The 13,425-nt window shown below is 71.9% G+C and carries 10 protein-coding genes; all 10 read right to left on the minus strand.

The window, feature by feature from the left end; translation table 11 throughout:
- Nucleotides 1-6: 6 nt before the first annotated feature.
- Nucleotides 7-2,223 (minus strand): hypothetical protein, encoded by a 2,217-nt coding sequence (locus ACZ53N_RS12930; RefSeq protein ID WP_469140917.1) that lies wholly within the window; start codon nt 2,221-2,223, stop codon nt 7-9.
- Nucleotides 2,220-6,131, minus strand: coding sequence for a putative baseplate assembly protein (locus ACZ53N_RS12935; RefSeq protein WP_469140918.1), 3,912 nt, complete (start codon nt 6,129-6,131; stop codon nt 2,220-2,222). Before ACZ53N_RS12935 ends, ACZ53N_RS12930 begins: the two co-directional genes overlap by 4 nt.
- Nucleotides 6,128-9,322 (minus strand): putative baseplate assembly protein, encoded by a 3,195-nt coding sequence (locus tag ACZ53N_RS12940; protein WP_469140919.1) that lies wholly within the window; start codon nt 9,320-9,322, stop codon nt 6,128-6,130. Before ACZ53N_RS12940 ends, ACZ53N_RS12935 begins: the two co-directional genes overlap by 4 nt.
- Entirely contained in the window at nt 9,322-9,741 is a 420-nt protein-coding gene (locus ACZ53N_RS12945) for a GPW/gp25 family protein (protein WP_469140920.1), read from the minus strand. Before ACZ53N_RS12945 ends, ACZ53N_RS12940 begins: the two co-directional genes overlap by 1 nt.
- Nucleotides 9,738-10,070, minus strand: coding sequence for a hypothetical protein (locus tag ACZ53N_RS12950; RefSeq protein ID WP_469140921.1), 333 nt, complete (start codon nt 10,068-10,070; stop codon nt 9,738-9,740). Before ACZ53N_RS12950 ends, ACZ53N_RS12945 begins: the two co-directional genes overlap by 4 nt.
- 15 nt (nt 10,071-10,085) lie before the next feature.
- Complete coding sequence (locus ACZ53N_RS12955) at nt 10,086-10,601, minus strand: phage baseplate assembly protein V (RefSeq protein ID WP_469140922.1); 516 nt, start codon at nt 10,599-10,601, stop codon at nt 10,086-10,088.
- A gap of 78 nt (nt 10,602-10,679) precedes the next feature.
- Nucleotides 10,680-11,822, minus strand: coding sequence for a hypothetical protein (locus ACZ53N_RS12960; protein WP_469140923.1), 1,143 nt, complete (start codon nt 11,820-11,822; stop codon nt 10,680-10,682).
- Nucleotides 11,815-12,180 carry a hypothetical protein gene (locus ACZ53N_RS12965; protein WP_469140924.1) on the minus strand — a complete coding sequence of 122 codons (366 nt, stop codon included), beginning with the start codon at nt 12,178-12,180 and terminating at the stop codon, nt 11,815-11,817. Before ACZ53N_RS12965 ends, ACZ53N_RS12960 begins: the two co-directional genes overlap by 8 nt.
- Nucleotides 12,180-12,830 carry a hypothetical protein gene (locus ACZ53N_RS12970; RefSeq protein ID WP_469140925.1) on the minus strand — a complete coding sequence of 217 codons (651 nt, stop codon included), beginning with the start codon at nt 12,828-12,830 and terminating at the stop codon, nt 12,180-12,182. Before ACZ53N_RS12970 ends, ACZ53N_RS12965 begins: the two co-directional genes overlap by 1 nt.
- The gene (locus ACZ53N_RS12975; RefSeq protein WP_469140926.1) at nt 12,827-13,420 is read right to left on the minus strand and encodes a hypothetical protein; all 594 of its coding nucleotides are present in this window, start codon (nt 13,418-13,420) and stop codon (nt 12,827-12,829) included. The genes ACZ53N_RS12970 and ACZ53N_RS12975 overlap by 4 nt, the downstream gene beginning before the upstream one ends.
- Nucleotides 13,421-13,425 lie beyond the last annotated feature (5 nt).

Genomic DNA, 13,425 nt, shown 5'->3' on the forward strand with positions numbered 1-13,425 from the left:
GCGGGGTCAGGTGACGTGGATGATCCCGGCGTCGGTGCCTGCCGGTGAGAACTCCTCCAAGCGGGCCCGCAGACTGTCCTCGCGCTGGGGCTGGAAGAGATCGTGGAACGCGCCGAGTTCGGAGCCGTCCTCGGCCCCGCGGGTGATCTCCGGTGCGCAGCCGTCAGCCAGTTGGCCGTAGGCCGGGGTGCCGTAGCGGACGCTGGTGAACACCGGTCGGACGCGGGCGGCCTCGGCGTCCTGCAGTGCGGGCACGTCGGCCTGGACCGTCCCGTCCTTCTCGGCTCGTTCCCGCACGGCGGCGCGTACCTCGTCCGGCTGGCAGTGGTAGCGGCGGGGAGTGCGGGAGCCCGGCGGGACGTAGCAGAACCGCATGCAGCCGATGCCGCGCCGGGCCGCGTGGACGCGGCCGGTGAAGACGCTGTCCTCGGCGATGTCGACGGCGTGGACGTGGACTTCCCCGATCACCGTGGTGCGGTGGGCGTGCAGCACGGCGTGAGCGTGCCGGCACTCGGGGCCGGAGAGGGCCTCGCGGTCGGAGCCGGTGGCGTCCAGGACGCTGTCGGCGATGTGGATCTCCAGCGGATCGGTGCCGGCCTCGTCGCCGACGACCTCGATCGTGCCGAGGACGCTGCGTTCGATCTGTACGCAGGCCGTGGTGCACTCCAGGACCAGGCTGGGCTCCTGCGGCGAGTTCGGCTCGCAGCGTGGTTCCAGCGACCAGCCCGGCACCAGCGTGCAGTGCCGGATGACGACGGAGCCGACGGGGCCGGTCACGTTGATGCCGCGGCCGGTGACGAGCAGCCCGTCCAGGACGACGCGCGGCCCCGGCCCCTCACCGGGGTTGCCGTGGATGTTGAGCGCGTCGGGCCGGTTGCTGTACCAGTCGAGCAGGCGAATCACCGGCCGGGCGCCCTCGGCGGCGCGCAGCTCCAGCCGCTCCCCGGGGGACAGGTCGAAGTCGAGCTGCTCCTGGTGGGCGCCGCTGTGAGTGAGCTCGATGACGGCCTCGGCGCCGCCGTCGGAGCGCCATTGTTCGTAGGCGTCCATGATGCGCTCGTGGGGGCGGCCCGGTCCGACCTGGTAGACGGTGGACCGGGGCGGTGTGTCGCGTTCGCGCGGGTACTCCCCGCCGCCGGTGTCGTCGCTGAACGCGTAGTGGTAGCTGACCCATGCCCCGTGCCGGGGCGCGCAGCGGGTGCCGAACGCGATCCGGCCGAGTTCGGGATCGACGACGACCTGACCGCGCCGGGCCCGGTAGGTCCAGTCGGACAGATCGGCGACGACGATGTCCGCGGGCGGCACCGGCTCCTCGTCGTCGTCCCGCCAGAGGGCGAAGGAGCGGCCGGGGCCGTAGGTGTCGGTGAGCCGGTCGGCGAGCTGTCGGCGGCGGATGAGGACGGGGACGTTGTCCATGGTCGCCAGGTGCGAGGCCGAGGGCTCGGGTTCGGGCTTGGCCACCAGTGGGCTGTCGTTGCCGAGGATGGAGAAGGTGTAGAGGTTGCGGGCCCGGTCGACGCAGTACGCGGGGGCGCGGGTCACCGAGTAGGGCTTCAGGCGCCATACGAACAGACCGACGCCCGCCGGGGTGTATCCGCTCCGGCGGCGGGCGGATCCGGCCCGTCGCACGTCGACGCTGTGCGCGGCCGCGTCGAAGGCCCCGCCGAGCAGGTCGAGCGTGGCCCCCTCGCGGACGTCGAGCAGCCGTCCCCGGGTCAGCCGGGTCGCGGTGGCCGCCTCCTGGCCCGTCCCGAACAGGCGCACCGGCTGGTGGGCGCCGAGCAGTCGGGAGAACTCCACCGCCCTGGCGGGCCAGTCGGCCACCGACGCCGACAACTGTTCCAGCAGTGCCAGAGTGCCCTTGCGGCGCCGGTTGGCGACGGTGTCCGCCACGTCGCGGCGGGGGGCGAGGCGGGCGGCAAGGCGCCGTCGGGACGCGGCCCTGCCGCCGCCGGGGCCGCCCGGGGACAGGCCGGTGGTCAGCACCTCTTCGTAGCCGGGCAGGATCCGGTAGCCGACGAGGTCGCCGAGGTAGGGCACGGCCCAGTCGGCGCAGGTCTCGACGAACCAGTCCTCGTAGCCCTGTTCCACGCCCGAGCGCACCAGGTCGACCTGCTCGGCGATCACGGCCAGCAGGGCCCGCAGCGGCTCCCCGGCCTCGGCGTCGCGCAGTTGGTGCCACTGCGGGAGCAGTTCCAGCAGGCCGTCGGGCTCACGGTTCACGCCCGTGCCTCCTTAAGGATCAGTGTGTCCGGCACGTCCGGGGAGAGCAGCGCGAACTGCGCCGGGCGGATGCCGCGGAAGACGAACACGGTGCGGCCCTTCGGCAGCGGCCGGGTGTCGGTGATGTCGGGGTTGAGCCGCAGCAGTTCGGCGACGGTGATGCCGTTCTTCGCGGCCACCGCGGTGAGGGTCTCGGTGGTCTCCTGGCCCGGGGGCGACACCTGGTAGCGGGCCTCGTCGTACGCGGCGAGCCGGGACTCGACCACCGCCTGCGGGCGCCGCAGTCTCTCGGGCAGTTTCTCCAGGCCTTCGGGGGTCAGGCTGCCGGGCACCCCGGTGAAGGCGTCCACGTCCACGTAGTCCACGCCCGGTACGGACTGGGCCGTCGCCAGCACCTCCGACAGGTACGCGGGCCGGCCGAGTTCGCGGGCCGGGTAGCCGAGCCGGGCCAGCAGTGCGCGGCGCAGTGCCGGTTCGACCAGATCCCACGAGTGGTCGGGGTGCACCCGGATGTTGGCCGCGACGATGAGCAGCACCAGTTCCCGTACAGCCACGGTGACCGGCACCCGGGGGTCGCCGTGGGCGGCGAGGGAGGACCGCAGGGTGCGGACGATGTCGGAGTCGTTGCCGAGTTCGATGTCGTCGACGCCTGCGACGGTCAGGTGCACGCTGCGCCGGGTGCCGTCGAAGATCTCCCGGGCACTGGCGCGGCCGATGCCGGCCCGGGAGCGGGCGAAGTCCTCGTAGTCGGCCACGGAGACGAGGCGGTCGAGCGCGGTGACGGCCAGGGGGATGTTGCGGCGGGCGAGCCCGGGGCCGTCCGGGTCGGCGCCGCCGGTGGCGGGCAGCGGGTTGACGACGGCGGTGACCCCGAGAGGCCGGGTGGTGGGCTGGGTGATGCGGCCGGCTTTGACGTTGGCGGATCTGCCGACGCCGATGCGGTAGCGGGCACGGACGTTCTCGTGTCCGGTGGGCAGCCGCGAGCCGTGGACGCCGTCGCCGAAGGTGATGGTGGTCCGGCCGGCGGTGGCGCCTGCGGAATCGGTCGCGTCGGTGGTGCCGGTGACGAAGACACGTTCCTGCGGGCCGCGCCCGGCGAGGCTGTCGACCTCCCGCCAGCGCACCCCGTCCACCCGGACCTCCAGGGTGCTCTGGGCGCCCAGCGCGTTCTCGGCGGCGAGCCAGGTCAGCGGGGACTGCCAGAGGGTGAACGTCTGGTGGGCCCTGCCCGCGTCGCCGCTGCCGATCGGCTCGTCCCGGGTGGCGCCGTGGGTGGCCCGTGCCACATTGCCGTGGATGCGCAGGGTGTCGCGCCGGTAGCGGTGGGCCAGGTCCGCGGTGAGCACGAGCGTGGTGTGGACCGCGTCGCCCGGCAGGGCGGGGTCGACGCTCTGCCGGGCGCTGGCGATCATGGCGAGTTCCGTGCCGCGCACCCCCGTGGTGCCGGGGATGTCGGTGCGCTCGCCGCTGAAGACCAGCCAGCGGCCGGGGGCCAGCCCGTCGTACAGCCCGGCCAGCTCGATCTCGTTGCCGTGGATGTCCTCGGTCACGGTCTCCTCGGCGAGCCGGAGGGCGTCGCCGCGGGCGTGCACGGTGGCGTCCCGGATGTGGGCCAGGGAGACGTCGTCGGCGTCGAGCCAGTCGTCCTGGAGGGTGAGTTCGGTGACCTTGCCGGTGATGCCGAAGGCGGCCCGGGAGAGGACCCGCACGCCGGTGACCCGGGTGACGACCAGCGCGAGTTCCTTGCTGCCGGGGATCTGGCCGGGGCTGCCCTTGCGGGGGCGTTCGACGGCGACCCAGCTGCCGGGGCCGATGCCCTCGTAGACGGCGTCGAGGGCCAGCTTGTTCCGGTCGGTGACCTCCAGTTGCGTGCCGATGGTCACGCTGACGGTGGAGGGTTTGCCGGTGGGTGTCCTGCGGGCCACGTTGATGGTGAGCCGGCCGAGCGTCCGCTGCTGGGCGGACTCGTCGGGCCCCAGGGGGTATTCCACGGTGGCGGCGCCGTCGGTGACGGTGACCAGCACCCTGTTGTCGCTGTTGGGCCGGGAGACGAACACGGTGGCCTTGGGCAGCTTGGGCAGCAGTTCCGCGCGGACGCCGAGCTTGTGCGGGTCCGGGGGCGGCGGGGGTGCCACCTCACCGGCCTCGCCTGCCGCGCCTCCCGGCTCGGGGTCCCGCTCGGGCGGCGGTAGCAGGGTGCTGACCTGCACCTCTCCGGGGCCGACGTCGGGGACCTTCTTGTTGATCTCCTCGTCGTCGGGGAGGGTGAGCTCCTTGGTCGGCGAGGAGGAGTCGGCGACCGAGTGGGTGAACTTGATCTTCACCGGGGCGGTGCCCGCCGCGTCGTAGGTGACCGTGGTGTCCAGTGACGTGCTTCCGCTGAGCGGCCAGTCCTCGTAGGAGTCGATCTCGTTGTTGTTCTTGTAGCGGGGTTTCATGGGCGCGGTCGCGCCGAACGGCGTCGCGGTGGCCCTCATCACCTGGACCGTGGCCAGCGCCAGTGGCGCGGTCAGGTCCACCTGCCGCCAGGCGTCGTGCAGACCGTCACGGACCCTGGTGTCGAGGGCGGCCAGCAGTTGGGCACCGATGTCGGAGCCGGGCGCGTAGATACGCTCGGGGTCCCGGGCGAGGTGGCGGGCGCCCGCCGGGGGCCGGACGGGCGCGGTCCGCAGGGCGGGCAGCAGGGCGCCCAGGCCGCGGAAGGCCGGGTTGGCGGGTTCGTCCGGCTCTATCGCCGCGGTCCGCTGCCCGCCGCGCTCCGCCACGGCGTCGGCCCCGAGGCGCAGTCCGGCGAACAGGGGTTCCCCCTCCCCGCCACCGGCCGACGGCTTCGAGGGCTGCGGCGGCTCCAACGCACGGGCCTGCCCGATCAGTTCGGCGAACTTCGCGGCCAGGGTCTCGAACCAGCCGGCGATGTCCTGGTACCGGCGGGCGAGTTCGGCGGCCTCGTGAACACGTTCCCCATCGCGGGTCAGACGGTCGGCGAGCGCGGTGGCGGTCTTGAGCGCGTCCAGGTCGTCGCGCAGCGGCGCGAGGACGTCCTTGTCGAACCGCTCGACGAGGCGGCTGTTCTTGGGCCGGGGGTGGGGCGAGTCCTTCGCCGACGGGGCGATCCACTTCCCGAGCTCCTCACGGAGCCTCTTCAGCGACGGTTGCGCGGCGACGGGAAGACCGATGGCGGTCACGTCGTTCTCACGGTCGACGCGCACGTGGGGAACGGTGCGCAGAAACCTTTTGTCCCGGGCGGATTCCTCGGCGCTGAAGACGAACAGGAGCTGATCGCCGGGCTTCACGTTGTTCGCCGTACCCGCGACGAACAGCTCCGTGCGCTTCTCCAGCCGGTCGGGCGTCACCTGGTAGGGGCGGCGGCGCAGCACGGCGAGCTCGTTCCATGACCAGCGGGCGGTCAGCTCCTCGGAGGTCTCGAAGGACTGCGGCTCCTCCCCCGGCCCCGGCACGCTCTGGCTGCGGGCGCCGCGCGGGATCAGCACGGGCGTCTCCTGGCCGGGGCGCGGGTCCCGGTCGAGGGTGTAGGCGAGGAAGGTGTCCGCGGCCACACCGGGGCGGGGCCGGTGCCCGACGAGCCTGCCGAGCAGGGTGAGGGAGCCGTCCTCGGTGGCGGTGCGCAGATACCCCTCGTTGGCTATCCGCTCGGAGTAGAAGGTGAGCAGGTCGCCCAGGACGGCCCAGGTGTCGAGGAGGCCGATCGCCGGGTCGTCGGGGGTGCGCACGGTCAGATCGCGCAGCGCCGGGTAGGCAGGGCCGGACAGCCGGGCGAGCATGGAGGAGAGGAACTCCCGGTAAGTGCCCACCCGGTAGTGGATCGCGCTCTGGCCGGGCGGGTTCGTCACCTCGGTGGGCGGCGCCGCCGAGGTGCCCCGGCAGCCGCAGTCGCATCGGCCGCTCATCGGCCGCCTCCGATCTCGATCGCGAGCCGGCCGTTCTCCGGCCAGTCCGGGTCGTTGTCGCATTGGGCGATCTCCAGGGGGCCCAGCCGCAGTACTCCGGCCTCCAGCTCACCGTCGTCGTGGTGGTGGAGCCGGCGCAGCCGGGTCGCGTGGACGCTCAGCACACCGGGTACCGCGGCGGCCGCGGCGACCAGACGGCTGACGCGGACGGGTTCGCCGAAGGTGAGGGCGTCCGGATGGAAGAATCCGGGCCGGCCGTCGGGCAGGACCCCGGTGCCCAGGGTCCGGCGCAGCTCGGCGAGGACGTGCCCGCGCTGGTGTCCGGGGGCGGCGCACACGGTGAGGGAGATGTCGAGCGGGACCAGGCGGGCCGGGTGGACCACCACGTCGTGGCCGATGCGCCGGTAGCCGTCGAGGACATGGCCGACGGTCTCCAGCAGCACGGCGCCGGGGGCGGCGGTCCCGAGCGGGTCGACGGCCACGTGGACCTCCCAGGCGGCGCCGGTCCAGCGGATGTCGGCGGCGGCGCGCTGCACCCCGGGGACGCGGGCGGCCAGTTCGGCGTAGTCCCCGGCGGTGACGGCGCGCAGCCGGGACCGCTTCAGGGCCAGGGGGGCGAGCTGGCGGACGTCGTCCAGGGACTCGGGCTCGGTGCCCCCGGCGGCGGGCAGCGGGTTGCGTACCCGGGTGACCTCGCAGGAGCCGGAGCCGCACAGGAGGAGGTGGTTGACGGCCTCGGCGCCGACATTGCCCGCCGGGCCGTTGCCGATCCGGTAGGCGATTTCCAGCCGGGAGCCGGGCGGCGGCGCGGCGCCGTGCCGGCCGTCGCCGAACCGCAGGGCGAGCCTGCCGTCGTCCTCCAGCTCGCCGACGAAGTGACGGTCCCTGCGGCCGCTGGAGAGCAGGTCGCGGCGGGGCAGCCACCTCGTTCGGCGCCCGGTCCGGGCGCCGTCGGCCGGCTCCCCGACGGCGCTGACGGCCGGCAGGGCGGAGCGGGGGTCCTGGCCGGTCGCGGCGGCGGGTCCCGCGAGCCGGGGGTCGGCGGGGTCGAGGCCGTCGGCGTACTCCTCGCCCCAGCTGTGCCGCACCTCCCAAACGGTGCGCCGGTCGAGTACGCCGCCGGCGCGGGCCCGGGCCACGAGCACCGAGAGGCGGCGCAGCTTGCCCGCGAGCAGCCGCTCGCGGCGGGCGATCAGCTCACGCAGGGCCTGGGCGGGCCGTTGGCCCAGCTGGAACCGGTCGAGGGTGCGGGCGCCGAAGACGACCGTCAGCTCGGCTGTTTGCTCCTGTGTCAGGTCTTCGCCCTCATGGACCTGGTGCCACAGTTCCTCCAGCCGTACGCGCAGCCGCTCGGGGAGGGTGGCGAGAAGGTCGGCCTGGCCCGCGGCGACGTGCGCGGGGGCCGGGTAGGGAGTGGCCTGGGTGACGGGCGCGTACGGCAGTACGGGACGGAACCGCACGGGCAGGCGCGGATAGCCGGTCTGGGCGAGCAGGGTCTCCAGGGCGGCGGCCTGCGCGTCCGCGCCGGGTGGTACGACCTGCTCCTCACCGTCGAAGCCGGGGGCCAGGTGGATGTCGAGCCCGGCCCGGGCCACGGCCGCCTCGCCCACGAGCCGGTGCAGTTCACGGACGTGGTCGGGGTCCAGTTGATGCCCCGACCGGGTCAGGTCGAGAAGGTCGTGCAGCGCCGCGGCGGAACCGGTGGTCTCCGCGCGGTCGCCGCAGCCGAATTCCGGCGGCTCGCACCCGGCGACGACGACGGGGGCGGGCGGCACGGGAACGCACTCCGGCTCGCCGTCGCAGTGGGTCAGCGAACGGCCGTGGTCGACGAGGACGACGTTCGCCCGGGCCAGGCTCACGTCGGTCAGGAGCGCGCAGTCGGTGCCGCCGCGGCTGGACAGGCAGACCGGGAAGGTGAGTGCGTCGGCCGGGGCCCAGGTCACCTCGACGACGGGCTGGTCGTAGAGCTCGTCCACGGCAGGGGTGACCGAGATGAGCCGGACGGCCTGGCGGTGGGCCGGGTCGGCGTCGGCGGGCGCGCCCGTACGCGGACCGAGCACCTCCTCGATCAGCAGGACGTCGCCGGGGCTGAGCGCGAGGACCCGTTCCCGTTCCTCGCCCCCTTCTCCCCCCTCTTCCGTGCCGTCCCCGTCCCGCCACTCGTCGCGCAGGGTCGCAGCCGTCGCTCCCGCAGGCAGGTAGCACTCCTCGTCGCCCCAGGTCCACAGGCGTACGGCGTTGTGTTCCGGGCGCAGTTCGAGGTCGCACCGGCCGAGCGGTTCGAAGACCTCGACCAGGGCGTTCTCGGCGATCGTGTCCAGTTCCCCGTCGGGGATGACGGTGCCCAGCTCCGGGCGTTCCTGCGGCTGGAGTCCGCTGACGTCCACGGCGGCGAACCGGAACGTTCCGGCCTCCAGCGTCAGGCAGCCGTCCACCTCCAGGGCCACGAACGCGCGGGCGTTGCAGCCGTCGTGCATCGGGTAGTCGATGAGCCGGACGTGGCGGCGCACGGAGACCCTGCGCCGGGCGGTGTCCAGGTACGCCTCCGTGGCCACCGCGTCCTGCTGGTAGCTGATCCGGTCGGCGGTGTGGGCGAGGAGTTCGACGAGCGTCACCCCGAGGTCCGGGACGTGCCGCTCGGTCCAGTCGGGGGTGGTGAGCGTCATCCGGTCCAGGGCCAGGCGCCGCAGGCTCTCGTAGTCGCGGGCGGTGTAGTCGATGACCGGGCGCGGCCCCGGCTCCGGTGGGCAGGGCTGTGAGGTGCGGCAGTCGAAGGGGGTGGGACAGGAGCGGTCGAAGCCGAACTCGGCTTGGTGGTAACGCGGATCGAATCCCCGGTACGGCTGCTCGCCCGGCCGCCCGTAGGCGTCGGCCTCGACCACGCCCAGTCGGTAGCGGGAGGTGTCCCCGGGCTTGTCGACGGTGACCAGCATGCGGTCGTCGCGCTCCGGGTCCTCCTCGACCTGCACCGTGACCTCGACGGCGCGGATGCCGGTGACCCGGCGCCCGCCGTCGATGCGTATGTTCTGCGGGCCGATGTGGCACGGTGAGGGTGCCTTGCCGAGGAAGGTGACGGTGAGGGTACGGCCGTCGTCGCTCACCTCGATGCCGTCGACGCCGCTCCGTTCCGCCCGCCGGACCTCGTCCCGTCTGCGTTCCGTGGCGCAGTTCTGCGCCGTTGCCCCGCCCATCACGCCGCTCCCCGTCCTTCGAACTCCTCGACGCGGTGCGAGCCGGTGCGGCGCACCACATAGACCAGATGCACCCGCACCACGTTCTCCTCGCTCACCACCTCGAGGGACTCCACCTCGATCACGTCACCGAGCCAGCGCTGCAGGGCCGCCTGCACGGTCAGCTGGAGCGCGGAGCCCAGTTCGGGGCTGTTCGGTGCGAAGACCAGGTCGAGCAGTCCGCAGCCGAAGTCGGGGCGCATCACCCGCTCGCCAGGGCTGGTGAACAGCAGTTGCTCGACGAGGTCACGCACATGGTCGTCGTACCCGGTGTCCGCGGTACGTCCCCGGCTGCCGACCCGGAACGGGAACGCGATGTCGGTCCGGCGCGGCCCCGCCTCGGGGGCCCGGAGGCGTGGCCCCCTGCTCCGCTCGTTCATCGCCCCACCGCCCGCTGCTGGACCACGGAGATGTTGGGCGGCCCTTGCGGCGCCTGGTCGGCCGCCAGGCACAGGCCCGTCGAGGAGCGCAGTACGGCCGGCGAGCCGTTGATCCTGATCCGGGTGGAGGGCACCACCCAGCGGATCGTCACACACGGATGCGGCACGTTGGCCACGATGAACGGGCAGCCGCTGACGGTGTGGAGGTCACCCACCGAGGCGGCGACGTTGCCACTGACCACGACCCGGGTCTGCGCGGGCAGGATCGTGGCCCGTGCGCCGTGCGGACAGGTCACCGTGGCGTTGACGTGTAAGAGATTCCCGGACAAAAGAACCCTCCCCTCTCAGGTCACGCTCAGGGCGTCCTGGTTGATGGTCACGGTCGGGCCGATGAGCGTGATCTTCGCTCCCTGGCCGTTGTCGATGTGGATGCCGGAGTCGTTGATCACGATGGAGGCGCCGTTCGCGGACTTGAGAGTGATCCCGGTGACCGGGTCGTCGGAGAGCACGAGGGTCCGCCGGCCCAGCGTCGTCTGCATGACGTGGTTGGGAGCGCCGGGAAGGCCGGTGAGCGCCTGCGTCGGCAGTTCGCTCTCGTGTCCGTACCAGCAGCCGGACCAGATGGGGTCGCTGGGGTTGCCCTGCTCGAACTCCATCCACACCCCGGACCCGACCGGTGGCACCGCGTAGTGCCCCATCCCCCGGCCGGCCACCGGGAAGCAGGGCATGGCCCAGTTGGACGGCGTCTCACCGAGGACGTCCGTCACCAGGGCCGTGATGCGGCCTTTCCGCTCCGGATCGATGTTGTTCACCACGGTGCCCCGGTATTTGCCGAGATAGCGGGTGGGTTCAGTGGCCATGCGTCTGCTCCTGTGCTCCTGCTCTGTCGGGCTCTGACAACTCTTGTGGCCCCTTGCGCTTCTTGTGGCTCCTTGCGCTTACGGGCGCACGACGGGCGTGCGGGAGATCAGTCCCTCGCGGGCGAGGGTGAAGTTCTGTGTGTAGGAGCCTCGTTGGAGGTTGTGGGTGACGCTCTTGACGAAGTAGAGGCCGTCGTAGGTGATCCCCGCTCCGCGGACGCCCACGAGTTCGCGGGGGCGCAGCACATGGCCGTAGCGGACGACGTCGAGCTGCCCGGACCCCGACACCGCGTCGGCCGACTCCATGGCCTTGGCGAGGGTTTCGGCCAGGGCCGAACCGGTTTCCTTCTTGGCGGCGTCGTTGACCGTCGTCTTCTTCAGCGCGGGCGCAGGCTTGAGGGCCAGCGGGGGCCGCAGGATGCTCACTTCGGGGATCGGCAGCAGGGTCGAGATCTTGGTGGCGGGGATCTGCACCCGCGCCCTCAGCTCTTCGCGAGCGGTGCCGTCGAAGGCGAAGGTGAGCTGGTCGACGTTGGACAGGGCGTCCATGTTCACGTTGAGCGCGTGCTGGGGAATACCGAGCCGCACCTCCGGCCCCCAGTAGGCCCGGCTCATCCCCGGAACGGGCCCCGGGTCGAGGTAGAAGACATAGCCGTTGGCCTTCGCCAGTTCACTGATGTAGGCGAGGTCGGTCCCGTTCTGGGCCTCCACACGGTGGGTCGGCACCGACATCTGCGGGATCAGCTCGGGGACGACCAGCGGGGTGATGCCGTACTGGGCGTACCGGGTCAGCATCACGGCGACCCGCCCGGCGGGCGACATCGCCGGATAGTCCGTACCGGTCCTGTCCTCCAGGTCCATCAGCACCGTCAGGTCCTCGCCGGTGACGGTGAGGGTGGACTGACCGGGCTCATTGCTGACCCCGACCTCCTGACGGATGAGCACACCGTCCATGAGGACAGTCGGCGTGCCCTGGACGGTGACGACGAGCACAACCCGGATCTCGGGGTCGAAGAACCCACCCGGGAGCAGGGCGGTGTTGATGAGCCCGTTCTTCGACAGGTCGAACGCCAGCTGGAACCCGCTGCGCTGCCCGCTGGCCACGGTGACCTGGGCGGACAGCAAGGCGTCGGTGACGGGCTGCGGCACGGGCACGGGGATCCGGGGCCCCATCATCAGGGTCATCCGGATCGGTCCGGTGGTGACCGGGGCGTCAGCCATTCGCGGCTCCCGGTACGCCCGCCGGAAGCGCGATCTTGAGCCTGCGCCCCGGCGTCCGGGTCAGCTCCCCGGGGTCGACGACGGGATTGGCGTCGGCGATCTGCCACCACTGCTCGGCGCTGCCGAGGTAGCGGTACGCGAGCAGGTCCGCCCGGTCGCCGACGCTGACGGTGTGCTCGGTGAGCGTGCTCAGCCGGGCGGGGTCGGGCAGCAGGCGCCGCCGGAGATACGGGGTCTGCCGACCGTCGGCTTCGGTGTGCACGGCGACGGGTATCGCGTGATAGCGGCTGGAGCGGGGATAGGCGGAGGGCGCGGGTAACGCGTCCGGTGTGTGGCCGTTCCCAGTGTCATAGGTCATCAGAAACCCCCTGCGTTCCCGAGCCCGAGGGCACCGCGGTTCCCGCCGGCCGCGGGCCCGACGAGCTGCTCCTTCTGCGCGAGATGCGCGAGGTAGAGCTCCGCACCGCGATGTCCGGTGGGCAGATCGTTGACGGTCAGCACCCGCAGCCCGATCCCGACCGAGGCCCGGATGGGGTTGAGCTCGACATCGAAGGCTTCCTCGGTGATGGTGAGCTCGGTCAGCCGAACGGGAAGCACGCGGCTGCGCCCCCAGGTGAACAGGGTCAGGGGCGCCTCGATCGGCGTGATCTCCAAGGTCCCCAGGGATGCGAGGTTCTGATTGCGCCGCAGGAGCGCGCTGGCCGGGTGCAGCAACGTTTCCAGCGCGGCCAGCTGAGGCTGGATCCCCTGCGGGACGGGCAGCTCCATCTGATCGGTGGCGTCGATCTCCGCCGTGAACTTCCACGTCTCGGCGGCGGGGCCCTTGAGCCGTAACGCCTCGGTACGGTCACCGGCCCCTTCGGCGCCGGCGCCTTGGGGGGTGAGGGAGCGCTCCAGGGAGTCGGGGTTGAACTGGAGGACGATGATGCCGCGGGGGGTGCCGCGTTGGGGGTCGATGATGACGATTCCGGAGCGGATGGGTTTGGACAGGTCGGCGTAGCGGGTCACTGGCTCCCCTCCGCCTCGAATGCCTCCACGATGCTCAGCGCTCTCGACCGCACGTAGTCCTCTGGATCTTCGAGCGAGACTCCCCGGAGCACCGGGACGAACCGCTGGTACCCGGTGTAAGACGTGGCCCACAGACCTGCGTAACGCACTTTTGGTTCGCTGTTCGCGATGGTCTCGCTGATTCTCCGGAACACACCCTCGTCGAACTCTTGCGGGGCGGCCAGACCAATCCGCAGCGCGTGCTGAGCACACGAACGCGCATCTTCAGCTTCATCGAACGCCCGGAACAATTCATCGAGCCCCCATAGGGGAATCTGATCGACAAACTGTTGCTCGAAAGGTTCCACACTGCTCCGACCATCTCCGGTGAACACCACGTAGGCGACGCCGGACGTTGCGTCAACGATGAAGTGCAGCGCAACATCGGGCAGCCCTTGCCAGATCAGCTGGCCGTCGACCTGTTCGTCCCTGTCACGAGGGGTTTCATGAACAAGGGGCCAGCCCCACGCAAGAGCGAATTCATCGATGTCGTCTGCCGACACTTCCGAACGAAGCACATAGCGGCGCGACTGGTGTAGGTAATCTTTCACATCAG

The organism is Streptomyces sp. NPDC033229 (genome assembly GCF_055576875.1).

Coding starts and splice junctions, on each gene's coding strand:
- ACZ53N_RS12945 (WP_469140920.1), bottom strand. CDS start 9,741: ATGAACGAGCGGAGCAGGGGGCCACGCCTCCGGGCCCCCGAGGCGGGG.
- ACZ53N_RS12935 (WP_469140918.1), bottom strand. CDS start 6,131: ATGAGCGGCCGATGCGACTGCGGCTGCCGGGGCACCTCGGCGGCGCCG.
- ACZ53N_RS12955 (WP_469140922.1), bottom strand. CDS start 10,601: ATGGCCACTGAACCCACCCGCTATCTCGGCAAATACCGGGGCACCGTG.
- ACZ53N_RS12940 (WP_469140919.1), bottom strand. CDS start 9,322: ATGGGCGGGGCAACGGCGCAGAACTGCGCCACGGAACGCAGACGGGAC.
- ACZ53N_RS12965 (WP_469140924.1), bottom strand. CDS start 12,180: ATGACCTATGACACTGGGAACGGCCACACACCGGACGCGTTACCCGCG.
- ACZ53N_RS12960 (WP_469140923.1), bottom strand. CDS start 11,822: ATGGCTGACGCCCCGGTCACCACCGGACCGATCCGGATGACCCTGATG.